The following is a 24,326-nucleotide window of genomic DNA, read 5'->3' as shown; positions in this document are numbered from 1 at the left end:
ACGTGACCAAGGACGACGTGACCCCGGATGCCATGAGCCCGGATGAACAGTCGAACCGTGCCGACGCCGGCCCGAACGCGAGCCCTGCGCGCGCAGCCGCGCCGCAGGACGCCGCCCGGCTGCTCCGGTCGGCCGCCGCACGGCTCGCCGACGCTGGCGTCGACTCCCCGCGGGTGGACGCCGAGCTGCTGCTCGCGCACGTCTGCGGGCTCAGCCGAGCTGACCTGACCCACCGCCTGCTGCTCGGGCGGCCTGTCCTCGGAGTGGCAGCACTTGGAGATGCAGCGCCCGGAGCTACCGCACTGGAAGAGTCCGCCGCATCCGCAGAGGACCGCTTCCTCAACCTCGTCACACGTCGCGCCGCCCGCGAACCGCTCCAGCACCTCACGGGCACAGCCCCCTTCCGTCACACGGAGCTCGCCGTCGGCCCCGGCGTCTTCGTCCCGCGGCCCGAGACCGAGGCCGTCGCCCAGGTCGCGATCGACGAGGCGCGCCGGGTCGCCGCGGAGCGCGGGAGCGTCCTCGTGGTGGACCTGTGCACCGGGTCCGGGGCGATCGCGATCGCCGTGCACACCGAGGTCGAGGCCGCCCGGGTGCACGCCGTCGAGCTCGACGCCGAGGCCTTCGTCTGGGCCCAGCGCAACGTCGCCGCCTACCCATCGACGTCTGGCACCCTCGTCGACCTCGTCCGCGGCGATGCCCGCCGGGCCTTCGCGGAGCTCGACGGGACCTGCGACGTCGTCGTCTCCAATCCCCCCTACGTCCCCACCGGCGCCGTGCCCAAGGACCCGGAGGTCGCCCGGCACGACCCCGCCGTCGCGCTCTACGGCCTGGGCCCCGACGGGCTCGAGGTGCCGCGCGGGGTGACCCGCTCCGCCGCGCGGCTGCTCGCCCCGGGTGGGCTCTACGTCATGGAGCATGCCGAGGTCCAGGACGCCGCAGCCCGTGCGATGGTCGCCGAGACCGGTCTCTTCGACCCGGCCACGACCCATGTCGACCTCACCGGGCGCCCGCGGATGGTCGTGGCTCGTCGAAACCGGTCCCCGATCATGGAAGACTCTCACCCGTGAGTACGTCCGCGATCCGCCCCGCCCACGACCCCTCCGAGTGGGGTCCGTCCATCGATGAGGCTGTGCACGTCGTCCAGCGCGGCGGCCTCGTCGTCCTGCCGACCGACACCGTCTACGGCATCGGTGCCGACGCCTTCAACCCCGACGCCGTGTCCGCTCTGCTCGCGGCCAAAGGCCGCGGCCGGCAGATGCCGCCCCCCGTTCTGGTGGGTTCCCTCGCGACCCTCGACGGCCTCGCAACCGAGGTGCCCGACGACGCCCGCGCCCTCGCGACCCACTTCTGGCCCGGCGCGCTGACGCTCATCCTCACTGCCCAGCCATCGCTCGCCTGGGACCTGGGGGAGACCTTCGGCACGGTCGCCCTGCGGATGCCTGACCACCCGACCGCGCTTGCGCTCCTCGCCCGTACCGGGCCGATGGCCGTCTCGAGTGCGAACCGCACCGGCTCGCCCGCCGCGCTCACCGCGCAGGACGCCCATGCTCAGCTCGGCGTCTCGGTCATGGTCTACCTCGACGCCGGCCTTGCCCCCGGGGGAGTCGCATCCACCATCGTGGACGCGACGGGACCCGTGCTGCGAGTCGTGCGGCCCGGGGCGATCACGCTCGCCGAGCTCAACGCCGTCGCACCCGTTGAAGACGTGCCCGTCGTCGAGGCGCCGGTCGACGACGCGTCCGGTGACGACGCACCCGTCGACGGCGCCCAGGACGACGCCCCCGTCGCTCTGGTGCCCGACGGCGATGCGCCGGTCGATGCGCCGGACGCTGCGGCGTCGTCCAGCCCAGCACCCGCCGAGGCCAGCCCTGATGGTGAGGACGCTCCCGGGTGAGGGTCTATCTCCTGGTCATGCTCGTAGCGGCGGCGGTGACGTTCCTGCTCACCCCGTTCGCCCGGTGGCTCGCCATCCGCACCGGCGCGGTCACCGCGGTCCGCGCGCGCGATGTGCACACCATCCCGACGCCGCGCCTGGGCGGGGTGGCGATGTGGCTCGGGCTGGCCGCCGCGCTGCTGTTCGCCTCCAAGATGCCCTTCCTCGAAGGGGTCTTCGAGGCATCCGACACCGCCTGGGTGATCCTCGGCGCCGGGGCGATGGTGTGCCTGCTCGGCGTGGCCGACGACATCTGGGACCTCGACTGGATGACCAAGCTCGTCGGCCAGGTCCTCGCGGCCGGGTTCATGGCATGGCAGGGCGTCCAGCTCATCACCATCCCGATCGGCGGGCTGACGATCGGCTCGAGCCGCCTCTCGCTCATCGCGACCATCCTCGTGGTGGTCGTGGCGATGAACGCGGTGAACTTCGTCGACGGGCTCGACGGGCTGGCCGCGGGCATGATCGCGATCGGCGGGACCGGTTTCTTCGTCTATACCTACCTGCTCACCCAGGACGCGAGCCCGACCGACTACTCCAACCTCGCCACGGTCGTGATCTCGGCGCTCGTGGGCGCGTGCCTGGGGTTCCTGCCGCACAACTTCCATCCCTCGAAGATCTTCATGGGGGACTCCGGATCGATGCTCATCGGGCTGACGATCGCGTCGGCCGCGATCGTGGTCACCGGGCAGATCGATCCCTCCCAGGCCTCCGGTGGAAAGTCGATCCCGGCCTTCATCCCGATCCTGCTGCCGATGGCAGTCCTGCTGCTGCCTCTGCTGGACATGGTCCTGGCGGTCGTGCGACGGGTGCTCGCCGGGAAGTCCCCGTTCCATCCTGACCGGATGCACCTGCACCACCGGCTGCTCCAGCTGGGCCACTCCCATCCCCGCGCGGTGATCATCATGTACCTGTGGAGCGCGGTGTTCTCCTTCGGTGCTGCCGCGCTCGTCGTCGCGCCCTGGCGGACTGTTGCGGCCTGGCTCGCGGTCGCCGTCATCATCTCGATCGCCCTCACGCTCGGCCCCCTGCGCGGGCGCAGAGCCCGCAACGGCGCCACCCTCGAAGGAAAGACCTCATGAGCAACCACGACTCACAGCCCGCACCGGACTCTCCCGACGAGCCGCGGCCCGCCGCCGAGGCCGCCGACGCCGCTGCACCCGCGATCCCGGTGGTCCCGCCGCACGTCACCAAGGAGATCTTCGCCTCCGCGCTGCGGGCCACCCTGATCATGCTCGTTGTGCTCACGGTCGTCGGGATCGGCGTCGGCGCGCTCGTCGCCGGGGCGTCGGGCGTCTGGGCCGCGCTGCTCGGGGTCGGGGTCACGCTGATCTTCTCCGGGACGACCATCGCCTCGATGCTCTACACCGCGGACAAGGGCCCGAACACCACCATGGCACTGCTCCTCGGTGGGTGGATCGCCAAGATGCTCGTCCTGGTCATCATCCTCGCGGTCCTGGGGCAGCTGGACTTCTATCACCACCTGATCTTCGCGGTGATCGTCATGGTCGGAGTGGTCGGTTCCGCCGCCCTCGACATGGTCTCGGTGATCCGCGGCCGCGAGCCCTACGTATCTCCGATCGTGACCTCGGACGACACCCCGCACTGATCGGGTCCATGCCCTGGGACCGGCGCCCTCGGCGGCCGTGCCGGTGAGTAAATCCGCGGACGTTCACCGTGAGACGCCGTCGCCAGCACGGCCGTCGCTGGGTTAGAATTCTCTTAATCCATGACGGACAGGTTTGCCTTGTGCGCGCACGCGAAGTCGCCCGCGCCACGCAGACCACGACGACCGGGAGCTTCTTCTGTCCACCATCGCGACGATTACGCAGTTCGCCGCCTCCGGTGAGGACGGCGGATTCCATCCCCCGTCGATCTCGGAGTTCTTCCCGACGGCAATCTTCTTCGAGGACACGATCTTCGAGTTCAACCGCATCATGCTGGTGCGAGTGGTCGCCGCCGTCGTCCTCATCTGGTTGTTCGTCCTCGCCGCCCGCCGGGCCAAGCTTGTCCCCGGTCGCGGCCAGAACATCGCCGAGATGGCACTGGACTTCGTCCGGGTCCAGATCGCCGACGAGATCCTCGGTCACAACGCGCGCAAGTACCTGCCGATGCTGACGACGATCTTCTTCGCGATCCTCGCCTTCAACATCACGGGCGTCATCCCGTTCCTGAACATCGCGGGCACGTCCCTCTTCGGGCTCCCCGTGCTGCTCGCACTCTGGGTGTACGTCGTGTACCTCGGCTCCGGCATGAAGAAGTTCGGGCTCGTAGGTTTCCTCAAGGTCAGCCTCTTCCCAGCGGGCGTGCCGTGGTTCCTCTACGTCCTCATCACGCCGATCGAGATCCTGCAGGTCTTCGTGTTCCGGCCGGTGACGCTCGCACTGCGACTCACCGCCAACATGATCGCCGGTCACCTGCTGCTGGTCCTGTGCTTCTCGGCGACGAACTTCTTCTTCGTCGAGGCCACCGGAGCGCTCAAGGCGATGGGTGTTGTCTCCCTCGCCGCGGGCTTCGGCTTCACCCTCTTCGAGATGCTGGTCGCGGGCCTGCAGGCATATGTCTTCACGCTGCTCGCCGCCGTGTACATCTCGATGTCGATCGAAGAGGAGCACTGACGCCTGTCGTCCGTGCCGCCAGACGCAGGACTGCACCACCGCAGCACCGCAGCACCGCAGCACCTAACTTTTCTCCGCGTAGCACGTCCCACATGACGCCCCGACGGGGCGCCCAACGGAAGGAACACCCCAGTGGACACCACCACTACTCTCGCTGAGCTCACCGGCAACATCGCCACGGTCGGTTACGGTCTCGCGACCCTCGGCCCGGGTATCGGTCTGGGTATCCTCATCGGCAAGACCGTCGAGGGCATGGCACGCCAGCCTGAGGTCGCCGGCCAGCTCCGCACCACCATGTTCATCGGTGTCGCCTTCGTCGAGCTCCTCGCTCTGCTGGGCATCGTCGCAGGCTTCCTGTTCTGATGACCACCCTGACGGCCGCCGGGGCCATCCTGGCTGCGTCTGGGAGCGAAGAGGTCGAGGGCATCAACCTGTTCCTGCCCGCCGGGTATGACATCCTCTGGTCTGCGGTTGTCCTGATCGCGATCGCCTGGATGTTCTACAAGCTCGTCCTGCCCAAGTTCACCGAGATCCTCGATGAGCGCACGGCGAAGATCGAGGGCGGGCTGAGCAAGGCCGCGACGATGCAGGCCGAGGCCGACGCGCTGCTCGCCGAGTACAAGGCGCAGCTGACCGAGGCACGCACCGAGGCCGCACGCATCCGCGAGGATGCACGCACCGAAGGCGCGGAGATCGTGGCAGAGGCGCGCGGCAAGGCCAGCGAGGAGTCCGCACGAATCTTCGAGACGGCTCAGCGTCAGATCGAGGCCGAGCGTCAGGCCGCAGCGATCTCGCTGCGGGGCGACGTCGGCGCGCTCGCGACCGAGCTCGCCTCCAAGATCGTCGGGGAGTCCCTCGAGGACACCGCCCGTCAGTCACGTGTCGTGGACCGTTTCCTCGATGACCTCGAGGCCTCGGCCCTGACGACCGCAGCAAAGGGGAAGTGATGCGAGGGACCAGCCTGGCGTCTCTCCACGCAGCCCAGGACCGGCTCGAGCCGGTCCTGGCCGCTGCCGGGGAGCAGGCCCACACCATCGGCGACCAGCTGTTCGCCGTGGTCGACGCTCTCGACGCCTCAGGGGCGCTGCGCCGGTCTCTTGCAGACCCGTCACGTCCCGCTCAGGACAAGGCAGATCTTGCCCGCTCGCTCCTGGTGAAGGCGTTTGACCCTCGCACGGTCGAGATCGTCGAGGGCCTTGCCCGGGCCCGGTGGTCCTCGGAGCGCGACCTGGCCGATGCCGTCGACACGCTCGGCATCACCGCCTACCTGGCGTCGGCGCAGGCGCGCGGCGTGCTCGAGGCCGTCGAGTCCGAGCTGTTCCGGATCACCCGGGAGCTCGTCGGGCAGCGTGAGGTCCGTCAGGCCCTCTCAGACAGCTCGACCGACCCGGCCCGGCGCATCAAGCTCGTCGACGACATCCTGGTCGGCAAGGCCGACCCGGTGACCATCGCGATCTGCCGCCGGGCAACCGGCATCCCGCGTGGGGAACGCTTCGTTCCCGCACTCGTGCGGGTCGGCGGGATCGCCGCAGCTCGTCGGAACCGCATCGTGGCCTCGGTCACGTCGGGAACCGAGCTCAGCCAAGCCCAGCTGGACCGCCTCGCGGCCCTGCTGGAGTCGGCCTATGGATCGGCGGTCCAGATCGACCTGACCGTCAACCCCGAGGTCGTCGGCGGCCTTCGCATCCAGATCGGTTCAGACGTCGTGGACTCCACGGTGCTGACCCGCCTGGCCGATGCTCGGCGACGGCTTGCAGGTTGAGCGCCTTCCGCTCCGCACGGCCGGCAGCGGCCGGTTCCACAGACATGAAAGTTCGACCGCACATGCGGCCACGACAGGAGACAAGCAATGGCTGAGCTGACGATCCGGCCCGAGGAGATTCGGGCCGCGCTGGACAGCTTCGTGAAGTCCTACAAGCCTGAGACCGTCGTCACCGAAGAGGTTGGCCGGGTTGTCCTGGCTGGTGACGGCATCGCGCAGGTGGAAGGCCTTCCGGGCGCAATGGCCAACGAGCTGTTGCGATTCGAAGATGGCACGCTCGGCCTCGCACTGAACCTCGACGTGCGCCTCATCGGCGTCGTCGTCCTCGGTGAGTTCACCGGGATCGAAGAGGGCCAGCTCGTGCGCCGCACCGGAGAGGTCCTCTCGGTCGGAATCGGCGACGCCTACCTCGGTCGCGTCGTCGACCCGCTGGGTGCACCGATCGACGGTCTCGGAGAGATCGTCACGACGGGACGGCGGGCCCTCGAGCTGCAGGCTCCGGGCGTCATGGCCCGTAAGTCTGTGCACGAGCCGCTGCAGACCGGCCTCAAGGCGATCGACGCGATGATCCCGATCGGTCGCGGACAGCGTCAGCTGATCATCGGTGACCGCCAGACCGGCAAGACGGCGATCGCGATCGACACGATCATCAACCAGAAGGCGAACTGGGAGACGGGCGACCCGTCCAAGCAGGTTCGCTGCATCTACGTCGCGATCGGCCAGAAGGGGTCGACCATCGCCGGCGTGCGTGGTGCCCTGGAAGAGGCCGGCGCGCTCGAGTACACGACGATCGTCGCGGCTCCGGCCTCCGACCCCGCCGGGTTCAAGTACATCGCCCCGTACACCGGCTCGGCCATCGGCCAGCACTGGATGTACGAGGGCAAGCACGTCCTCATCGTCTTCGACGACCTGTCCAAGCAGGCTGAGGCGTACCGCTCCGTCTCGCTGCTGCTGCGTCGTCCGCCGGGCCGCGAGGCATACCCCGGTGACGTCTTCTACCTGCACTCCCGTCTGCTCGAGCGTTGTGCCAAGCTCTCCGACGAGCTCGGTGCCGGTTCGATGACCGGTCTGCCGATCATCGAGACGAAGGCGAACGATGTCTCGGCGTACATCCCGACCAACGTCATCTCGATCACGGACGGTCAGATCTTCCTGCAGTCCGACCTGTTCAACGCCGACCAGCGTCCCGCGGTCGACGTGGGCATCTCGGTCTCGCGTGTTGGTGGCTCGGCACAGATCAAGGCCATGAAGAAGGTCTCGGGAACGTTGAAGCTCGACCTCGCGCAGTTCCGCTCGCTCGAGGCCTTCGCAATGTTCGCCTCCGACCTCGACGCGGCCTCGCGCGCCCAGCTCAACCGTGGTGCTCGTCTGCTCGAGCTGCTCAAGCAGGCGCAGTACACCCCGTACCCGGTCGAGGACCAGGTCGCCTCGATCTGGGCCGGAACCAAGGGCAAGCTCGACGACGTGCCCCTCGAGGACGTGCGCCGCTTCGAGACCGAGCTGATCGACCACCTGCGCCGGAACACCGAGGTGCTCACCACGATCGCCTCGACCGGCAAGCTCGAGGCCGACACCGAGGCGGCCTTGGCCGCAGGCGTCGACGTGTTCCGCAACGGCTTCCTCAAGGGCGACGGTTCTCCGCTCATCGGCGACGAGTCTGGTCCGGTTGACGAGTCAGCGCCTGTCGAGCAGGAGCAGATCGTCCGTCAGAAGAAGGCGTGACCTGTGGCCGGTAACCAGCGCGTCTACAAGGAGCGGATCAAGTCGACGCAGTCGCTGAAGAAGATGTTCCGTGCTCAGGAACTCATCGCAGCGTCTCGCATCGGCAAGGCCCGCGCCCGCGTCACAGCGGCTCTTCCGTATGCCGATGCCATCACCCGTGCGGTCTCGGCCGTTTCCACGCACTCGACCGTCCAGCACCCGCTGACGTCCGAGCGTCGGGGGAACAACCGGGTTGCTGTCCTCGTCATCGCCTCTGACCGAGGCATGGCGGGGGCGTATGCCGCCAGCGCCATCCGCGAGGCCGAAGGGCTCATCACGCGGCTCACGGAGCAGGGCAAGGAGGTGGCTCTCTACGTCAGCGGACGGCGGGCCTTCGCCTACTACCAGTTCCGTGGACGCCCGATCGCCGGTTCCTGGACCGGCGGCTCGGACTCTCCGGATGCGGTCGAAGCCGAGGAGATGGCCGACACCCTGTTGGCTGCCTTCCTGGCCGACGACGAGCTCGACGGCGTCGGTGAGCTGCACATCGTGTACACGCAGTTCGTGAACATGGTGACCCAGCGTCCCCGGGTGATCCGCATGCTCCCGCTCGAGATCGTCGACGGCGTCACGCCGGTCGGCGAGGCTGAGACGCTGCCGCTGTACGACTTCGAGCCCTCGGCCGAGGCCGTGCTCGACGCCTTGCTCCCGCGGTACGTGCGCAGCCGGATCTACAGCTGCTTGCTCCAGGCCGCGGCCTCCGAGCTCGCCTCGCGTCAACGGGCGATGCACACGGCCACGGAGAACGCCGAGGACCTCATCCGCATGTACACGCGTCTGGCCAACCAGGCGCGCCAGGGTGAGATCACCCAGGAGATCAGCGAGATCGTCTCGGGCGCTGACGCGCTTGCGGCGTCCTGACCGGCGCATGATGACCCAGAGCAGCACTGCCATCGTCACAGCATCACCACTCAGCACAGTCCCCGCCGGAGTCACCTCCGGCCCAGCGAAGCGAGGCCAGTAATGACCGCCACGTCCGTCGAAGCCACGGCCGGCTCACAGGCCGGATCCGGCGTGGGCCGTGTGGCCCGCGTCATCGGTCCCGTCGTCGACATCGAGTTCCCGGCCGATGCCATCCCCGAGATGTACAACGCGCTCACGGTGGAGATCGACCTCTCCGCTCAGGGCGAGGGCGAGGGGACCGGCCCCTTCGTGCTGACCCTCGAGGTTGCGCAGCACCTGGGAGACTCGCTCATCCGGGCGATCGCTCTCAAGCCGACCGACGGCTTGGTCCGCGGCGCCGTCGTCACCGACACCGGTTCCCCGATCAGCGTCCCCGTCGGTGATGTCACCAAGGGTCACGTCTTCGACGTGACCGGGAACATCCTCAACGCCAAGCCGGGCGAGAAGATCGAGATCACCGAGCGCTGGCCGATCCACCGTAAGCCCCCGGCCTTCGACCAGCTCGAGTCGAAGACCTCCATGTTCGAGACCGGCATCAAGGTCATCGACCTCCTCACCCCGTATGTCCTGGGTGGAAAGATCGGTCTCTTCGGTGGAGCCGGTGTTGGTAAGACCGTCCTCATCCAGGAGATGATCTACCGTGTGGCCAACAACCACAACGGTGTGTCTGTCTTCGCGGGTGTCGGTGAGCGTACCCGTGAGGGCAACGACCTCATCGAGGAGATGACCGAGTCGGGTGTCATCAAGCAGACCGCCCTTGTCTTCGGCCAGATGGACGAGCCGCCAGGCACGCGTCTTCGCGTCGCGCTCTCGGCCCTCACGATGGCTGAGTACTTCCGCGACGTGCAGAAGCAGGACGTGCTGCTCTTCATCGACAACATCTTCCGCTTCACGCAGGCCGGTTCCGAGGTCTCGACGCTGCTCGGGCGCATGCCGTCCGCGGTGGGCTACCAGCCGAACCTCGCCGATGAGATGGGTCTCCTCCAGGAGCGCATCACGTCGACGCGTGGTCACTCGATCACCTCGCTGCAGGCCATCTACGTCCCCGCAGACGACTACACCGACCCGGCTCCGGCGACGACCTTCGCCCACCTGGACGCGACGACCGAGCTCTCCCGCGAGATCGCTTCGCGTGGTCTGTACCCGGCCGTCGACCCGCTCGCCTCGTCGTCGCGCATCCTCGACCCGCGTTACGTGGGTCAGAAGCACTACGACACCGCGACGCGCGTCAAGCAGATCCTCCAGCGCAACAAGGAGCTGCAGGACATCATCGCGATCCTCGGCGTCGACGAGCTCTCCGAAGAGGACAAGACGGTCGTCTCGCGTGCCCGTCGCATCCAGCAGTTCCTCTCGCAGAACACGTACATGGCCGAGCAGTTCACCTCTGTCCCGGGCTCCACGGTGCCCATGACGGAGACCATCGAGGCGTTCTCGATGATCGCGGACGGCGACTTCGACCACATGTCGGAGCAGGCCTTCTTCAACATCGGTGGCCTCGAAGACCTCGAGCGGAACTGGGCACGGATCCAGAAGGAGTACGGCGTCTGACGCTGTTCTTCACTCTGGTCCCACCCCAACGATCACAGGAGTAGCACGTGGCACAGCTTGAAGTTGACCTCGTCGCGGCCGACCGCAAGGTCTGGTCGGGCAGCGCGAGGCTGGTCAGCGCGCCGGCCGCCGACGGCGACGTCGGTATTCTCGTCGGCCATGCGCCGCTGCTGGCGGTTCTGCGTCCCGGGCACGTCAAGATCCACCGGACCGGGGCAGCCGACGTAGACGTCGCCGTCTCGGGCGGATTCATCTCGGTCGACGACAACGCGATCACGATCGTCGTCGACTCGGCCAAGCTCGACGTGTCTATCCTGCCCGCGGCGCACTGATACCGGCTGCGGAGTACTGACGAAGTCGTGGGGATCCTGGTCTGGACACTGGTAGGACTGCTGGCTGCAGTCCTGCTCGTGGCTGGCCTGGGGTTCTCACGACTTCGTGCGTTGTCCCACCACGTGGGTTCCTTCGAGTCCAGGCTGAGGTTCACGACCGACTCGGCGACCGGTGGGCCGTGGCGCTCGGGCTTCGGCGTCTATCGCGCGGACCGGCTCGTCTGGTGGCAGTCTCGCTCGCTCTCGATCAGGCCGACGCACGAGTGGCTGCGTCGGCCGTTCTCGGTCACCGGTCGGGTGCCGCTGGACCATGCAGGCCGGCCCGACCTGTTCCTCGTGCAGTGCCGGTACGGCGCGGAGACCTTTGATCTGACCATGTCCCCGGAGGCCTATTCAGGGCTCGCCTCCTGGCTCGAGTCCGCGCCACCCAGCTCCCGCCACTTCGTGGTGTGATGGGTGGTCCGGCGTCCCACGGCGCCGGTGAACATGTGTCTTCTCTAGGTCTCTAGGAGTTAGCTGTGCGTCTTGTTGTTGCCCGGTGCTCGGCCCATTACACGGGTCGGCTCGCCGCTCACCTCCCGCTCGCCACGAGGCTCCTCGTGGTCAAGGCGGACGGCAGCGTGCTGCTGCACTCCGACGGCGGGTCCTACAAGCCGCTGAACTGGATGAGCCCGCCCTGCTCGATGGCCGTCACCATGCCCGACGACGAAGCCGTCGCCCGCGGGGTCAGCGAGGTCTGGGCGGTCCAGCACGCGAAGAGCGACGACCGCCTCGAGATCGAGCTGCACGAGATCATCCATGACTCCTCCCACGCCCTGGGGATCGACCCGGGCCTGATCAAGGAGGGCGTCGAGGCGCACCTGCAGGCCATGCTCGCCGAGCAGATCGAGCTGGTCGGCCCCGGGCACACCCTGGTCCGACGCGAATACCCGACGGCGATCGGCCCGGTCGACATCCTCGCCCGGGACGCCTCGGGGGCCAGCGTCGCGATCGAGATCAAGCGGCGTGGCGACATCGACGGTGTGGAACAGCTCACCCGCTACCTCGACCTGCTCAACCGCGACCCGATGCTCGCCCCGGTCCGTGGCGTCTACGCCGCCCAAGAGATCAAGCCGCAGGCACGGGTCCTGGCGACCGACCGCGGCATCACCTGCCTGATCCTCGACTACGACGCCATGCGCGGGGTCGACGACGTGGACGCGCGCCTGTTCTGATCGCTCACCTGGCCGTCCTCAGACGATCGGGGGGCGGGTGCTCCCACGCTCGACGACGAGCGGGGTGAGCAGCCGGGTCTCGGCCGGCTGGGCGTGATCGAGACGGGCCATCGCCATCTCGACCGCGACCTGACCGATCGCGTGCGCGGGCAGGTTGATCGAGGTCAGCGGGACCGGCTGGGCCTCCGCGACGTCCGAAGGGCACACAGCGAGGACCGAGATGTTCTCGGGAGTGCCGCGTCCACGCTCACGCAGCGCGGAGACGACATAGGGGAGGGCCACTTCGTTGTGGACGACGACGCCGGTGACATCAGGCATGTCGGCCAGCAGGCGGTCGACTGCGTCGACCGCCCCGGTCTGGGACGACTCGCACGAGACATGAACCGCCTGCACCCCGATCTCGGCGACCTCGGCGTTGAAGCCCCGCAGGAGCCGCTCCGCGTAGGTGGTGTGCCGTTCCAGGACCGCGAGCGGGGAACCGATCAGACCGATCCGGGTGTGCCCGAGGGCGGCCAGGTGGCTTACCGCGAGGTGGCCGGCGCCGTCGAAGTCCAGGTCGACGCAGCTCAGCCCCTGGGGCTGGCGCGGCAGACCGATCAGGATGGTGGGCTGGCGCAGCGCGGCGAGGACCGGGACGCGCGGGTCGTCGGCCTCGATGTCCATGACCACGAGCGCGTCGACCATCGAGCCGCTCGCCACCCGGTCCAGGCCGGCGTCGTCGTCCTGGGTCAGCAGCAGCACGTCGTGCTCGAAGGACCGGGCGCTGGTCACCACGCCGGTGACGAACTGCATGATGACGTTGACATTGACGTCGACCCGCAGGGGCGCCATGAGCGCGATGACGTTCGTGCGGTTCGACGCGAGAGCCCGGGCCCCGGCGTGCGGGCGGTACCCGAGGTCGCGGATGGCCTTCTCGACGCGGTGCCGCGTCGGGGCGGAGATCGGTCGTTTGCCGCTCAGCACGTACGAGACGGTCGAGGTGGAGACACCGGCGGACCGAGCTACGTCGTCGATCGTGGCCACGGGAGACTCCCTCGTCGATCAGTTGTGGGGCGGGTGGACCGCCCGTGCCGACAAGGTGGCAGGGCGCGTCCATACGTGCAGGTCATCACAGTAGGCGTCGACCGGCATGCGCGGAAGCGTTTCGACGGAGGGTCGTCGAAAGATCACCTCATATCTATCCGCCCGCACCCGTGGTGGGTGCGGGCGGATAGGTGTGGGTACGGCGGGTCAGCTCACGAGGTTGTCGCGGAGCGCGACCGAGAGGGACGGGGTCAGCGGGGCCCTCGGGATGAGGGTGGCCTGGAAGGCGTGGTAGAGGTCCGGCTTGCCGGGCCACACCGCGCGAGACGGCGTGTTCGTTGCGTCTAGCTCGTGGTGCCAGGAACCGTGCTCGGCGTCGATGAAGGCCGTCGCCGCGTGGTCCCACCACCGCTGGTAGTCGGCCGCGTATCGCTCTTCGCCCGTGGCCAGGAGCAGGGCCGCGGCTGCCCCGATCGCCTCTGCGGCGACCCAGTGCATCCGAGTGGCTACGATGGGCTCCCCGTCCCACCCGGTCGTGTAGACGAAGCCCCACGCCCCCGGGGTGGACTCCCGCCAGCCGTCGGCGATCGCGCGGGCATAGAGCTCGCGTGCGCCGGTGAGCAGCCAGTCCGGGGCGTCCGCCCCGAGCCCGGCCCGCAGGTGCAGCAGCAGCCGTGACCACTCGATCCCGTGGCCGACCGTCGCACCGAAGGGCTTGAACGGGTCGTCGGGGGAGTCCTCGTTGAGCAGCAGCTGGGGCGTCCATTCCTCGTCGAAGTGCTCCGGGATGCGCCAGGAGTGCGCGGGTGCCCACTCGCTCGCGACGTGCTGGGCAATGCCGAGGGCCCGCTCGCGCCAGCGCGCGTCACCGGTCACGTCCGCGGCCGCGAGCAGCGCCTCGACCGAGTGCATGTTCGCGTTGACCCCGCGGTAGGGGTCCAGCACGGTCCAGTCAGCGTTCCACTCGTCGCGGTGCAGGCCCGACGAGGGTTCGAAGAACCGCTCGTCGAGGACCGCGAGGGCGTCGTCGAGCAGCTCGGCGGCCCCATCGAGACCGGCGGCGACGCCGGTGCTGGCGGCCAGCACGACAAAGGCGTGCGCGTAGGCGCTCTTCGTGGTGTCAGGGACCCCGTCCGCGCCGATCGAGGCGTACCAGCCGCCGAAAGCGTCGTCGTGCAGGCGGCCGCGGAGGGCGTCGAGCGCCGCCTGGGCGCGCGGGGTGGAGCCGGGGACGCCGAGCAGCGACCCGAGGCCGTAGACGTGCGCCATTCGGCAGGTGATCCAGGTGAACACCGGCTGGGTGGCGTCGAGGGAGCCGTCGTCCTCGAGCCAGCCGGCACCGCCGGCCGGGGAGGCGAAGCCCTCGCCGAAGGTGAGCAGGTCACGGGTGTGCTCGTCCAGCCAGCGGCGGTGCGAGGCGCTGGCGAGCCAGTTCGGGGATGCGAGGGTCATGAGGATGCTCCGACGGTTGTGAGAGTGGGGGTGGTTGCGGGTCCGGCCGTGGTGGGCCGGGTGAGGCCGGCGATCGCTCGCAGCCACGGCAGCTGCTTGGTGAGCTGGTGACCCTGCCCGCCCTCGTGCTGGTTGAAGGGGTAGACGTCGATCGTGACCGGCCCGACGGCGGCCGCGGCGTCGTGGCTGCCGTAGAGGTTGTGAGCCGCGAACACCGTCGAGGGTGGGCAGACCGGGTCCATGAGCGCGACGGAGAACATCGCCGGGGCCGTGGCCCGGCGGGCGAAGTTCACGCCGTCGATGTAGGACAGGGTCGTGAAGACCTGCTCGACGTCGCCGCGGTGGACCGAGAGGTACCGGGTGATCTCGCCGTAGGGATCGGTTCCGGCGATTGCGACCGCGCGGCGGAAGTGGCACAGGAAGGGGACGTCGATCGCCGCGGCGAGGAGGCCGGGGACGAGGCCCGCGACCGCGAGGGCGAGCCCACCGCCCTGGCTGATCCCGGAGACTGCGACCCGGGTCGGGTCCACCTGAGGCAGGGCGCGCAGCAGGTCGACCGCGCGCACGGCGTCGGTGATCACCCTGCGGTAGTAGTAGCCCTCGGGGTCGAGCACGCCTCGGGTCATGTACCCGGGGCTGGCCGGGCCGTTGCCGACCGGGTCCGGGGTGTCGCCTCCGTTGCCCCAGGTGCTGCCCTGCCCGCGGGTGTCCATGACGAGGTTGGCGAACCCGGCCGCCGCCCAGCCGAGGTGCTCGTGAACGAGGCCGCGCCCGCCGCCGTAGCCGACGTAGGTGACCACGCCGGGGAGGTCGTGCCCGCCGCGCGGGAGCACGAGCCAGGCCTTGATCGGGTGACCGCCGAACCCGGCGAAGGTCACGTCGAACGTCTCGACCAGGTCGAGCCCGGCGTCGACCGGCTTGACGGAGATCTCCGGGGCGACGGTCCGTGCCTCGGCAAGGGTGCGGCCCCAGAAGTCGTCGAAGTCGTCCGGCTCCTGGACCGTGGGACGGTAGCTGCGCAGGGCCTCGTCGTCGAGGTCGTAGAACGGCATGGGGATCCTCTCCCTGATGGGTGCGTGGTGCGTATCTAGGTGGTTGGGGCGCCGCCGGTGTCGAGCCTGGCCGGGGGCCGGGCTAGCGGTTGGCCTGCAGGGTCGTCGGCTCGATCGTGTGGACGAGCGAACCTAGCTCGCTGACCTGGGCGAACGGTGCGTCGGCGCCGAGCGGTGGGGCCGCCCTTCGCTGCGGGACGAGCTCGGACTGGAGCACCATCGCCGCCCCGCCGATCGCACCCGCGGTCTCGGCCGCCCGGGACAGCCGGACGTCGACGGGATGGCTCGAGCGGGCGAAGGCGGCGGAGTCGAGCAGGTCACGGATCACCGGGACGTAGATGTGGCTGGCGGCCGCGAAGGCGGACCCGGTGAGCACCAGCATGCGGACGTCGAGCAGGTTGGTGATCGCGTGCGCCGCCACGGCGACGTAGCGGGCGGACCGTTCGAGGATCTCCCGGGCGCCGGCGACCCCGTTGCGCGAGGCTCTGGCCACGGCCGCGAACTCCGAGGCGATCGACGCCCCCGGCCCGAGCGCGTCCAGCCCGGCCGCGTGGCGGACGTGGGCGTCCGCGCGGGCAGCCGCCACGACGGCGGCCGGTCCGGCGAGAACCTCCGTGCAGCCGTGCATGCCGCACCAGCACGGCGGGCCGTCCAGGTCCAGGCATATGTGGCCGATCTCGCCTGCGTTGCCGCTCGTGCCGCGGTAGGCGTTGCCGTCCAGGACGATACCGGCACCGATCCCGGTGCCCATGTACAGGGCCGCGAAGGTGCGCTCGGAGTCGGTGCCCCCGGACCAGTACTCACCGATGGCCGACGCGGTCGCATCGTTCTCGAGCAGGACAGGGAGGCCGGTGAGGGTCTCGAGCTCGGCCGCGAGCGGGTAGTCCAGCCAGGGGCGCATGAACGGCGGCGTGCGGTGCATCGCCTGGGCCGAGGTGAGCGGGCCGGGGGAGGCGAGGCCGAGGCCGAGCACCTTGGACCGGTCGACGCCGATCCCGGAGATGAGCAGGTCGATCTCGTGGGCCATCCGGGCGAGCACGACGGCGGGGGCGGCGTCGCCGGGGCCGGGGCGCGACATCCGGGCGACAGGGGCGCCGGCGAGGTTCGTGACGGCGTAGGTGATGCCGGAGTGGTCCAGATGGGCGCCGACGGCGAACCGTGCGGACTGGTTGAGCTCGAGCAGCACGCGTGGCTTGCCACCGGTGGACTCGGCGCGACCGATCTCGACGACCAGCTCGTCGTCGAGCAGCTTGCGGACCACGGTCGAGACCGTCGCCCCGGTGAGGCCGGTGGCCCGGGTGAGTCCCACCCGAGAGATGGTCCCGGCGTCCCGGATGGCGTCGAGCAGCGCGGAGGCGCTCGCGCCCTGGGTGCGGGCCGGTGCTGCTCTGGCCACCGCTGCCACCTCTCGTCGCTGTCAGACCCAGCCACGCAGACGCGTGCGAGCGGAGTTCGGGCCTGTGTGCACCTCTCGGGCCTGCCCCACTTTATTCATGTCTCGAAGATTGTGGCAAGGCCGGAGGGGCTCGGCGGGTCGCTGCTGGGCGCTGCAGCGAGATCTGCGCCCCTATGTCACGAATAATCCGCTGGTCGAAACCCTTGACTTACTTTGTTCGCTTACTTAAGAATGCTTCCTACGGGTCGATGGCGACCCTGCGCCCCCTCCGGGCACGGACCTCCGGCACAGAGCTGTGCCGGACAGAGAGGATCACAGATGTTCCCTCACACCCGCCGCACACGCATCGTCGCGGCCACCGCGATCGCCTCACTCATCGGACTCACCGCAGCCTGCTCGTCGAGCGGCGATGGTGGGAGCGGTTCCACCGACCCCGAGGTCATCTCGGGCGACATCACCGTCCTCACCTGGCGCACCGACCTCGTCGAGGACGGCACCTTCGACGGGTACAAGGCAGCCTTCGAGAAGGCCTACCCCGACGTGACCGTCGAGTTCGAGGGCATCACGGACTACGAGGGCGAGGTCCGGACCCGGATGAACACGAAGGAGTACGGCGATGTGCTCGGCATCCCCAACACCGTGACCCCCGCCCAGCTGCCGGACTTCTTCGAGCCGCTCGGCAAGGTCGACGAGCTCGAGAAGACCTACCGCTTCCTGCGGGACAAGACCTACGACGGTCTCTCCTACGGCATCCCGGTGGTCGGCAACACCCAGGGCATCGTCTACAACAAGACCGTCTGGAAGGAGGCCGGCATCACCGAGGTCCCGACCACCTCGGAGGAGTTCCTCGCCGACCTGGCCCTGGTCAAGGCGACCGGCTCGATCCCGCTGTACACGAACTACAAGGACGGCTGGCCGCTCACTCAGTGGGAGAGCCACCGCGGCTCGATCTCGGCCGACCCCGAGTACCAGAACAAGATGACCGTCTCCGACGCGCCGTGGGCCGAAGGCACCGACCACTTTGTCATCGACTCCCTGCTCTGGGACTCCGTCAACCAGGGCTACACCGAGGCCGACCCGACGTCGACCAACTGGGAAGAGTCCAAGGCGCTGCTCGCCACGGGCGACATCTCCGCGATGGCGCTCGGCTCCTGGGCGATCTCACAGATGCAGCAGGCCGCGACCGACGCTGGCCAGGACGCCTCGATCATCGGCTACATGCCCTTCCCGCACCAGACGGACGGACAGTTCTACGCCTCGGTGGGCGGCGACTACAACCAGGCGATCAACGTCAACTCCACGCACAAGGCGGCCGCCCGGGCCTGGATCGACTGGTTCAACACCGAGTCCGGCTTCGCTGAGGCCCAGGGTGGGCTCTCCCCGCTCAAGGACGGTCCTACTCCCTCGACCCTGGTCGACTTCGAGACCCTCGGGGTCGAGTACGTGGCTCAGAACCCCGGCGTGGAGGGGGAGGAGTCGCTCCTCAACGACATCGACAACGAGGCGGAGATCGGGCTGTTCGCCCCGGAGTACCGCCAGCGCCTCGTCGACTCCGCCCGCGGCGCGACGGACGAGACCAAGGAGCAGATCTTCGACGATCTCAACGCCCGCTGGGCGGCCGCTCGGGCCTCGATCGGCTGACGAGCGCGACTGAACCCGTGCCCCGCGCGGCGGCCTCAGCCGCCGCGTGGGGCGATCGGGAAACCTTCTCGCAGCCGTGGCAGAACCCAGTGGGAGAATCGAATGACTTTTGCATCCAAGAGCCCGCGGCCGTCCGGTCCCGCAGGCCGGCCCGCTGTGGCCGGCAGACCGAACGCAGCCGGTCCCGCAGCCAGTCCCGCAGCCGATGCCGTCCCCGCACCGGGTCCGACGGCGCGCTCCGCGCCCCTGCACTCCCCACCCTCCTCGCGTGCTCGCCGACGCCGCGGCACGTGGGGCTGGGCCGGGACCCCGTACCTGTTCCTTGCCGTTCCCATCCTGCTGCTTGTGCTCTTCACCTATATACCGGTGGGGAACATGTTCTGGTACTCCCTGACGAGCTGGGACGGCCTGGACAAGACGAAGGAGTTCGTCGGGATCGACAACTATGTCGCGGTGTTCACCCGACCCGAGCTGTTCAAGGTCTTCTTCGTCAGCCTGTACTACCTCGGCGGATCCTTCGTCCAGATGGTCCTCGCCCTGTACTTCGCGACCATCCTCAGCTTCAGCACACGGTTCCGGAACGTGTTCAAGGGCATCTTGTTCTTCCCGTACCTCATCAACGGTGTCGCGATCGGCCTGATCTTCACGTACTTCTTCAAGGCCGGCGGGACGCTCGACACGATCCTGCACCTCGTGAACGCGGACGCCCTGATCCAGCAGTGGACCGGTAACCCGGACATCGTGAACTTCTCCCTCGCCGGGGCGTCGGTCTGGCGCTACATGGGCCTCAACTTTGTGCTGTTCCTCGGCGCGATCCAGTCCATCCCGGGCCAGATCTACGAGGCGGCCGAGCTTGACGGCGCCAACCGCTGGCACCAGTTCCGCTACATCATCGCCCCGAGCATCAAGCCGATCATCGGCCTGTCCTTCATCCTCGCGGTCTCGGGCAGCCTCGCGGTCTTCGAGATCCCCTTCATCATGACCGGCGGCGCGAACGGCTCGATGACGTTTGTCATCAAGACCGTGGACATGGCCTTCCAGTTCTCCAAGGTGGGGCTGGCCTCGGCGATGGCGGTCGTGCTGCTCGCGATCGTGCTCCTGCTGACCTGGCTCCAACGAACGATCATCCCGGACGAGAAGGTGAACCTCACATGAGTGCCCTGGTCGCAAAGACTGCTACCACGTCAAAGTACGTCTCCCTCGTGCTCGCGTCCCTCGTGACGATCGTGCCGATCCTCGTGATCGTCGTCGCCTCGCTCAAGGGCCACCAGGAGTTCCTCACCACGGGTCCCTTCGACGCCCCCGCGAACTGGTTCAACTTCGACAACTACGTCACGGCCTTCACCAAGGGGAAGATGGTCCAGGGCTTCGTCAACACCACGATCCTGCTCGTCATCTCGGTGACCGGGACGATCGTCATCGGCACGATGGCCGCGTACGCGATCGACCGCTTCGACTTCCGGCTGAAGAAGACCGTCGTCGCCGCCTTCCTGCTCGCCACCCTCGTCCCCGGGGTGACCACCCAGGTTGCGACGTTCCAGGTGATCAACCACCTCGGCCTGTACAACACGCGGGGTGCCGCGATCGCCCTGTTCCTCGGCACGGACATCATCTCGATCTACATCTTCATCCAGTTCATGCGCTCGATCCCGCGCGAGCTCGACGAGGCGGCTGTGCTCGACGGTGCCAACCACTTCACGATCTACCGCCGGATCATCCTGCCGCTGCTCAAGCCGGCGATCGCGACCGTGGTCATCATCAAGGGCATCGCGATCTACAACGAGTTCTACATCCCGTTCCTGTACATGAAGAGCAAGGACCTCGGGGTGATCTCCACCTCGCTGTTCCGCTTCAAGGGGCCCTTCGGGGCGCAGTGGGAGGTGATCTCGGCGGGTGTGGTCATCGTCATCATCCCGACGCTGATCGTGTTCCTGCTGCTCCAGCGATTCATCTACAACGGGTTCACCTCCGGGGCCACCAAGTAGGTCGCCGTGGCCTGCCCGCGGGCAGGCCACGCCGTGTGGTTCGACGAGCCCGTCCCGGGCCCGGGCGCTAGGCTCGCCTCGGCGAACGGATCGACGCGACGCCCTCTCTTGACTTTGTTTGTTAATTTGCTTAAGAATCATCCCAGGTGTTTGATCAAATCGATTCGACACGTCCGTTCCTGCCGCCTGGCAGACGCCCGAATAGGAGTGATCAAGGATGATCTCAGACACGCTGCACGCCGACTGGACCCTCCGAGCCACCGGCGGACCCGTCCCGGCAGAGCTGGCCGAGACCCTGTCCGGCGGCGGCGTCCAGGCCCAGGTGCCGGGCACGGTCCACACGGACCTGCTCACCGCGGGACTCATCCCCGACCCGTATCTCGACCTCAACGAGACCGCCCTGGAGTGGATGCACCACACCGACTGGCGCTACGAGACGACCTTCGCGGCCGTGGCCGCCCAGCCTGGGGAGCACCTCGACCTCGTCTTCGAGGGCCTCGACACCGTGGCCACGATCACCCTCAACGGGACCGTGGTCGGGCGCACGGCGAACCAGCACCGCAGCTACCGCTTCGACGTCGCGGCCCTCCTGCACGACGGTGAGAACCACCTCGCGGTCGACTTCCGGTCCGCGCTGGCCTACGCCGAAGAGGTGTCGGATGCGATCGTCCTTCGACCGCGCGCCTACGACCACCCCTTCAACATGGTCCGCAAGATGGCATGCAGCTTCGGCTGGGACTGGGGCCCCGACCTGCAGACCGCCGGCATCTGGAAGCCCGTGCGCCTCGAGCGCTGGACGACGGCGCGGATGGCCCAGGTGCGCCCCCTCGTCACGGTCGACGCCGCGGGAACCGGCCATGTCGACGTCCACGTCGACCTCGACCAGTCACCGCACACCGTGGCCGCAGACCACCACGGCGACCTCGTCCTCACCGCGGCGCTCGACGCAGCCCACGGCGTGGGTGACCACGTCGCCTCGGTGGCCGTCTCTCGTGACGCGCGCACCGCCGTCGTGCACCTGGAGTTCCCGCAGGCGCCGCTGTGGTGGCCGGCCGGGTATGGAGAGCACCCGCTCTTCAACCTGACCGTCACCCTGGGCACGACCGACGGCGACGACTACGGCATGTTCGCGCGCCGCATCGGCTTCCGCACGGTCGAGGTCGACACCACCCCCGACGAGTTCGGCACGCCCTTCACGCTCAAGGTCAACGGGCAGCCGATCTTCGTCAAGGGCGCCAACTGGATCCCCGACGACCACCTGCTCACCCGGATCACCCGCAAGCAGCTCGCCCGCCGGGTCGACCAGGCCCTCGACGCGAACATGAACCTGCTCCGCATCTGGGGTGGTGGAATCTATGAGACCGAGGACTTCTACGACGTCTGTGACGAGCGCGGCATCATGGTGTGGCAGGACTTCCTCATGGCCTGCGCGGCTTACGCCGAGGAAGAGCCGCTGTGGAGCGAGTTCGAGGCCGAGGCCCGCGAGAACGTCGCACGCCTGACCCCGCACGCCTCGCTCGTGGTGTGGAACGGTGGCAACGAGAACCTCTGGGGCTTCCTCGACTGGAAGTGGCAGGAGGAGCTCGAGGGACGCACCTGGGGCTTCAAGTACTACACCGAGCTTTTCCCGGCGATCATCGCCGAGCTCGACCCCACGCGCCCGTACTGCGCTGGCAGCCCCTTCAGCCCGGGCTTCACCGACGAGATCACCGCAGGCGCGCTCCCCACGGTCCACCCCAACGACCCCAACCACGGCACCCACCACCAGTGGGAGGTCTGGAACCGGATCGACTACACGAACTACCGCAACGACGTCCCGCGCTTCTGCTCCGAGTTCGGCTTCCAGGGCCCGCCGGCCTGGACCACGCTCACCCGATCGATCCCCGAGGCTGCGCTGACCCAGGAGTCGCCCGAGTTCCTCCTGCACCAGAAGGCCGGCGACGGAAACCTCAAGCTCAACACCGGTTTTGCCCCGCACCTGCCTCAGCCGTCCACCTTCGAGGACTGGAACTGGACCACCCAGCTCAACCAGGCGCACGCCGTCTCCTACGCGATCGAGCACTACCGCTCGTACTGGCCGCGTACCGCCGGGTCCATCGTGTGGCAGCTCAACGACTGCTGGCCGGTCACGTCCTGGGCCGCGATCGACGGCGACGAGCGGCCCAAGCCGCTCTTCTACGCCCTGCGTCACGCCTATGCCGACCGCCTGCTCACGGTTCAGCCGCGAGGCGCAGACACGGCCCTCGTCGCGGTCAACGACCACGCCGAGACCTGGGAGGGCGACCTCGTGCTGCTGCGCATCGACGTCGACGGTGCCGAGCTGGCCCGCGCCGAGGCAGGGCTGTCGATCCCGGCCCGGAGCGCGTCCACCCTCATCGTCCCGGACGAGATCCTCGAGGCTGTCGATCCGACGCGTGAGCTCCTCGTGGCGCAGATCGACGGGGTGCGCACAGTGCACTACTTCGTCGAGTACAAGGACCTCGACCTCGCGGTCGAGCCCGTCTCAGTCGACGTGCAGCGGGTTGCCGGTGGTGTGGCCTTCTCCGTCACAGCGTCCTCCGTCGCGGTCGACCTCTCGGTCCTGGCGGACCGGGTCGCCCCCGACGGCGTGGTCGACGACATGCTCGTCACCGTCCTGCCGGGGGAGTCGCACACGTTCACGGTGACCACTGACGCGGACCTCACGGACGAGCGGCTCGCCGAGCTTGCGACCCCCGCGGTGCTGGCGTCGGTCTTGCGGTCGGTCAACAGCTGCCTGCGCTCATGAGCACTGGCGCGGTCGGGATGGTGCGCACCGCCTCCCGCCGCGTCGTCGGCGTCGAACCCTTCTTCATGGAGTTCATCGCCGGCGCCGAGGAGGTGCTCACCGAGGACGGACTCTCCGTCCTCCTCGCGGTCGTCGTCGACGAGGCCGCCGAGCTCGCGATGTACGCGCGCTGGGCGGCCGCAGGCACTGTCGACGCCGTCATGGTGACGAACGTGCTCGTCGACGACCCGCGCCCGGCGCTGCTCGCCGAGCTCGGGGTGCCCGCGGTCGCGGTGGGGGCCTGGGACGGTCCACCCCCGCTGCCCTCGGTCCGCGCGGACGACGCGGCGGCGATGAGTGCGGTCGCCGAGTACCTGCTCGGCCTGGGGCACCGCTCGATAGCCCACGTGACCGGCCCGGCGACGTACCTGCACACCCGGAACCGGGTGACGACCCTGGACCGGGTCTGCGAGGCCCGCGGAGTCGTGCCGGTCACCGTCGAGGGCGACTACTCCGACCTGGCCGGGGCGCGAATCACCCGGGCGCTGCTGACCGATGCCGAGCCGCCGAGCGTCATCGTCTATGACAACGACGTGATGGCCGTGGCCGGTCTGCACGTGGCCCAAGAGCTGGGGATCGCCGTCCCCGCGGACCTCTCCCTCGTGGGCTGGGACGACTCGGCGCTGTGCCAGCTCACGCTGCCCCCGCTGACCACGATGACGCTGGACGTGCACCTGCTCGGCCGGCTCGTGGGGGCCGCGGTCCTGGCGACCCTGGCCGGGTCGCCGCCCCAGGACCAACCGGTCGTGCCGGCCCGGCTGAGCATCCGTGGCTCGACCGCGGAGCCGGCCGCCGGTCGGTAGTGTGGCCGGTCTCGCGCCCCTGTGATCGTGGCCAGCCTGCGTGATCTTGCCTGTGCCTGACCACGTTCGTGCTTCGCCTCGCTCTTCCCTGTCC

23 protein-coding genes are annotated in these 24,326 nt (G+C 68.7%); 19 read left to right on the top strand and 4 right to left on the bottom strand.

Going from position 1 to position 24,326, the window contains the following annotated elements:
* Positions 1-2 precede the first annotated feature (2 nt).
* The 14 genes from prmC to nucS all read left to right on the top strand — a co-directional run bounded on the left by prmC (position 3) and on the right by nucS (position 12,074).
* Positions 3-1,070 carry a peptide chain release factor N(5)-glutamine methyltransferase gene (prmC, locus tag BLQ50_RS15785; RefSeq protein ID WP_245701309.1) on the top strand — a complete coding sequence of 356 codons (1,068 nt, stop codon included), beginning with the start codon at positions 3-5 and terminating at the stop codon, positions 1,068-1,070.
* Entirely contained in the window at positions 1,067-1,897 is an 831-nt protein-coding gene (locus BLQ50_RS15780) for an L-threonylcarbamoyladenylate synthase (protein ID WP_093185735.1), read from the top strand. Before prmC ends, BLQ50_RS15780 begins: the two co-directional genes overlap by 4 nt.
* Positions 1,894-3,018 carry a glycosyltransferase family 4 protein gene (locus BLQ50_RS15775; protein ID WP_093185733.1) on the top strand — a complete coding sequence of 375 codons (1,125 nt, stop codon included), beginning with the start codon at positions 1,894-1,896 and terminating at the stop codon, positions 3,016-3,018. The genes BLQ50_RS15780 and BLQ50_RS15775 overlap by 4 nt, the downstream gene beginning before the upstream one ends.
* Positions 3,015-3,545, top strand: a complete 531-nt coding sequence (locus tag BLQ50_RS15770) for a Cg1360 family ATP-synthase-associated protein (RefSeq protein ID WP_093185731.1) — start codon at positions 3,015-3,017, stop codon at positions 3,543-3,545. Before BLQ50_RS15775 ends, BLQ50_RS15770 begins: the two co-directional genes overlap by 4 nt.
* A 133-nt stretch (positions 3,546-3,678) precedes the next feature.
* Positions 3,679-4,554 (top strand): F0F1 ATP synthase subunit A, encoded by an 876-nt coding sequence (atpB, locus tag BLQ50_RS15765; protein WP_093185728.1) that lies wholly within the window; start codon positions 3,679-3,681, stop codon positions 4,552-4,554.
* A gap of 132 nt (positions 4,555-4,686) precedes the next feature.
* Positions 4,687-4,917, top strand: coding sequence for an ATP synthase F0 subunit C (locus tag BLQ50_RS15760; RefSeq protein ID WP_066464947.1), 231 nt, complete (start codon positions 4,687-4,689; stop codon positions 4,915-4,917).
* Entirely contained in the window at positions 4,917-5,501 is a 585-nt protein-coding gene (locus BLQ50_RS15755; protein WP_093185725.1) for a F0F1 ATP synthase subunit B, read from the top strand. Before BLQ50_RS15760 ends, BLQ50_RS15755 begins: the two co-directional genes overlap by 1 nt.
* The gene (locus BLQ50_RS15750; protein WP_093185723.1) at positions 5,501-6,316 is read left to right on the top strand and encodes a F0F1 ATP synthase subunit delta; all 816 of its coding nucleotides are present in this window, start codon (positions 5,501-5,503) and stop codon (positions 6,314-6,316) included. Before BLQ50_RS15755 ends, BLQ50_RS15750 begins: the two co-directional genes overlap by 1 nt.
* A gap of 87 nt (positions 6,317-6,403) precedes the next feature.
* Positions 6,404-8,038, top strand: coding sequence for a F0F1 ATP synthase subunit alpha (gene atpA, locus BLQ50_RS15745; RefSeq protein WP_093185721.1), 1,635 nt, complete (start codon positions 6,404-6,406; stop codon positions 8,036-8,038).
* Positions 8,039-8,041: 3 nt separating this feature from the next.
* Positions 8,042-8,938, top strand: coding sequence for a F0F1 ATP synthase subunit gamma (locus tag BLQ50_RS15740; RefSeq protein ID WP_093185718.1), 897 nt, complete (start codon positions 8,042-8,044; stop codon positions 8,936-8,938).
* Positions 8,939-9,040: 102 nt separating this feature from the next.
* Positions 9,041-10,528, top strand: coding sequence for a F0F1 ATP synthase subunit beta (gene atpD / locus BLQ50_RS15735; protein ID WP_093185715.1), 1,488 nt, complete (start codon positions 9,041-9,043; stop codon positions 10,526-10,528).
* A 47-nt stretch (positions 10,529-10,575) separates the two neighbouring features.
* Positions 10,576-10,860 carry a F0F1 ATP synthase subunit epsilon gene (locus BLQ50_RS15730; protein WP_093185713.1) on the top strand — a complete coding sequence of 95 codons (285 nt, stop codon included), beginning with the start codon at positions 10,576-10,578 and terminating at the stop codon, positions 10,858-10,860.
* 27 nt (positions 10,861-10,887) lie between these two features.
* Positions 10,888-11,313: a DUF2550 domain-containing protein gene (locus BLQ50_RS15725; RefSeq protein WP_093185711.1), complete on the top strand. Its 426-nt coding sequence runs from the start codon at positions 10,888-10,890 to the stop codon at positions 11,311-11,313.
* Between the two features lie 65 nt (positions 11,314-11,378).
* Positions 11,379-12,074 (top strand): endonuclease NucS, encoded by a 696-nt coding sequence (gene nucS, locus BLQ50_RS15720; protein WP_093185708.1) that lies wholly within the window; start codon positions 11,379-11,381, stop codon positions 12,072-12,074.
* A gap of 18 nt (positions 12,075-12,092) precedes the next feature.
* Here the strand turns inward: nucS and BLQ50_RS15715 are convergent, their stop codons facing one another.
* From BLQ50_RS15715 to BLQ50_RS15700, 4 genes are all read right to left on the bottom strand, one after another.
* Entirely contained in the window at positions 12,093-13,097 is a 1,005-nt protein-coding gene (locus tag BLQ50_RS15715; RefSeq protein WP_093185706.1) for a LacI family DNA-binding transcriptional regulator, read from the bottom strand.
* Positions 13,098-13,304: 207 nt separating this feature from the next.
* Positions 13,305-14,549: an AGE family epimerase/isomerase gene (locus BLQ50_RS15710; protein ID WP_093185703.1), complete on the bottom strand. Its 1,245-nt coding sequence runs from the start codon at positions 14,547-14,549 to the stop codon at positions 13,305-13,307.
* Entirely contained in the window at positions 14,546-15,601 is a 1,056-nt protein-coding gene (locus BLQ50_RS15705) for an acetylxylan esterase (RefSeq protein WP_093185700.1), read from the bottom strand. Before BLQ50_RS15705 ends, BLQ50_RS15710 begins: the two co-directional genes overlap by 4 nt.
* Positions 15,602-15,683: 82 nt before the next feature.
* Positions 15,684-16,997 (bottom strand): ROK family transcriptional regulator, encoded by a 1,314-nt coding sequence (locus BLQ50_RS15700; protein WP_093185934.1) that lies wholly within the window; start codon positions 16,995-16,997, stop codon positions 15,684-15,686.
* A gap of 318 nt (positions 16,998-17,315) precedes the next feature.
* Here BLQ50_RS15700 and BLQ50_RS15695 point away from each other — a divergent pair, with 318 nt between their 5' ends.
* The 5 genes from BLQ50_RS15695 (at position 17,316) to BLQ50_RS15675 (ending at position 24,232) form a co-directional block, all read left to right on the top strand.
* Entirely contained in the window at positions 17,316-18,638 is a 1,323-nt protein-coding gene (locus BLQ50_RS15695; protein ID WP_093185697.1) for an ABC transporter substrate-binding protein, read from the top strand.
* Positions 18,639-18,740: 102 nt separating this feature from the next.
* Positions 18,741-19,793 (top strand): carbohydrate ABC transporter permease, encoded by a 1,053-nt coding sequence (locus BLQ50_RS15690; protein WP_093185695.1) that lies wholly within the window; start codon positions 18,741-18,743, stop codon positions 19,791-19,793.
* The gene (locus BLQ50_RS15685) at positions 19,790-20,623 is read left to right on the top strand and encodes a carbohydrate ABC transporter permease (RefSeq protein WP_093185692.1); all 834 of its coding nucleotides are present in this window, start codon (positions 19,790-19,792) and stop codon (positions 20,621-20,623) included. The genes BLQ50_RS15690 and BLQ50_RS15685 overlap by 4 nt, the downstream gene beginning before the upstream one ends.
* A 217-nt stretch (positions 20,624-20,840) precedes the next feature.
* On the top strand, positions 20,841-23,390 hold the full coding sequence (locus BLQ50_RS15680; RefSeq protein ID WP_093185690.1) for a glycoside hydrolase family 2 protein: 2,550 nt from the start codon (positions 20,841-20,843) through the stop codon (positions 23,388-23,390).
* Positions 23,387-24,232 (top strand): LacI family DNA-binding transcriptional regulator, encoded by an 846-nt coding sequence (locus tag BLQ50_RS15675; protein ID WP_093185687.1) that lies wholly within the window; start codon positions 23,387-23,389, stop codon positions 24,230-24,232. Before BLQ50_RS15680 ends, BLQ50_RS15675 begins: the two co-directional genes overlap by 4 nt.
* Positions 24,233-24,326 lie beyond the last annotated feature (94 nt).

The organism is Sanguibacter gelidistatuariae (genome assembly GCF_900096585.1).
Taxonomy (GTDB): domain Bacteria; phylum Actinomycetota; class Actinomycetes; order Actinomycetales; family Cellulomonadaceae; genus Sanguibacter; species Sanguibacter gelidistatuariae.
The sequence above is the reverse complement of the archived record's forward strand: the minus strand, read 5'-3'. Positions and strand labels throughout refer to the sequence as shown.

What these genes read in the sequence shown, in the direction of transcription:
- BLQ50_RS15705 (WP_093185700.1), bottom strand. Translation starts at nt 15,601, where the DNA reads ATGCCGTTCTACGACCTCGACGACGAGGCCCTGCGCAGCTACCGTCCC.
- BLQ50_RS15685 (WP_093185692.1), top strand. Translation starts at nt 19,790, where the DNA reads ATGAGTGCCCTGGTCGCAAAGACTGCTACCACGTCAAAGTACGTCTCC.
- BLQ50_RS15750 (WP_093185723.1), top strand. Translation starts at nt 5,501, where the DNA reads ATGCGAGGGACCAGCCTGGCGTCTCTCCACGCAGCCCAGGACCGGCTC.
- BLQ50_RS15695 (WP_093185697.1), top strand. Translation starts at nt 17,316, where the DNA reads ATGTTCCCTCACACCCGCCGCACACGCATCGTCGCGGCCACCGCGATC.
- BLQ50_RS15770 (WP_093185731.1), top strand. Translation starts at nt 3,015, where the DNA reads ATGAGCAACCACGACTCACAGCCCGCACCGGACTCTCCCGACGAGCCG.
- atpD (WP_093185715.1), top strand. Translation starts at nt 9,041, where the DNA reads ATGACCGCCACGTCCGTCGAAGCCACGGCCGGCTCACAGGCCGGATCC.
- BLQ50_RS15755 (WP_093185725.1), top strand. Translation starts at nt 4,917, where the DNA reads ATGACCACCCTGACGGCCGCCGGGGCCATCCTGGCTGCGTCTGGGAGC.
- BLQ50_RS15710 (WP_093185703.1), bottom strand. Translation starts at nt 14,549, where the DNA reads ATGACCCTCGCATCCCCGAACTGGCTCGCCAGCGCCTCGCACCGCCGC.
- BLQ50_RS15675 (WP_093185687.1), top strand. Translation starts at nt 23,387, where the DNA reads ATGAGCACTGGCGCGGTCGGGATGGTGCGCACCGCCTCCCGCCGCGTC.
- atpA (WP_093185721.1), top strand. Translation starts at nt 6,404, where the DNA reads ATGGCTGAGCTGACGATCCGGCCCGAGGAGATTCGGGCCGCGCTGGAC.
- BLQ50_RS15680 (WP_093185690.1), top strand. Translation starts at nt 20,841, where the DNA reads ATGATCTCAGACACGCTGCACGCCGACTGGACCCTCCGAGCCACCGGC.
- BLQ50_RS15690 (WP_093185695.1), top strand. Translation starts at nt 18,741, where the DNA reads ATGACTTTTGCATCCAAGAGCCCGCGGCCGTCCGGTCCCGCAGGCCGG.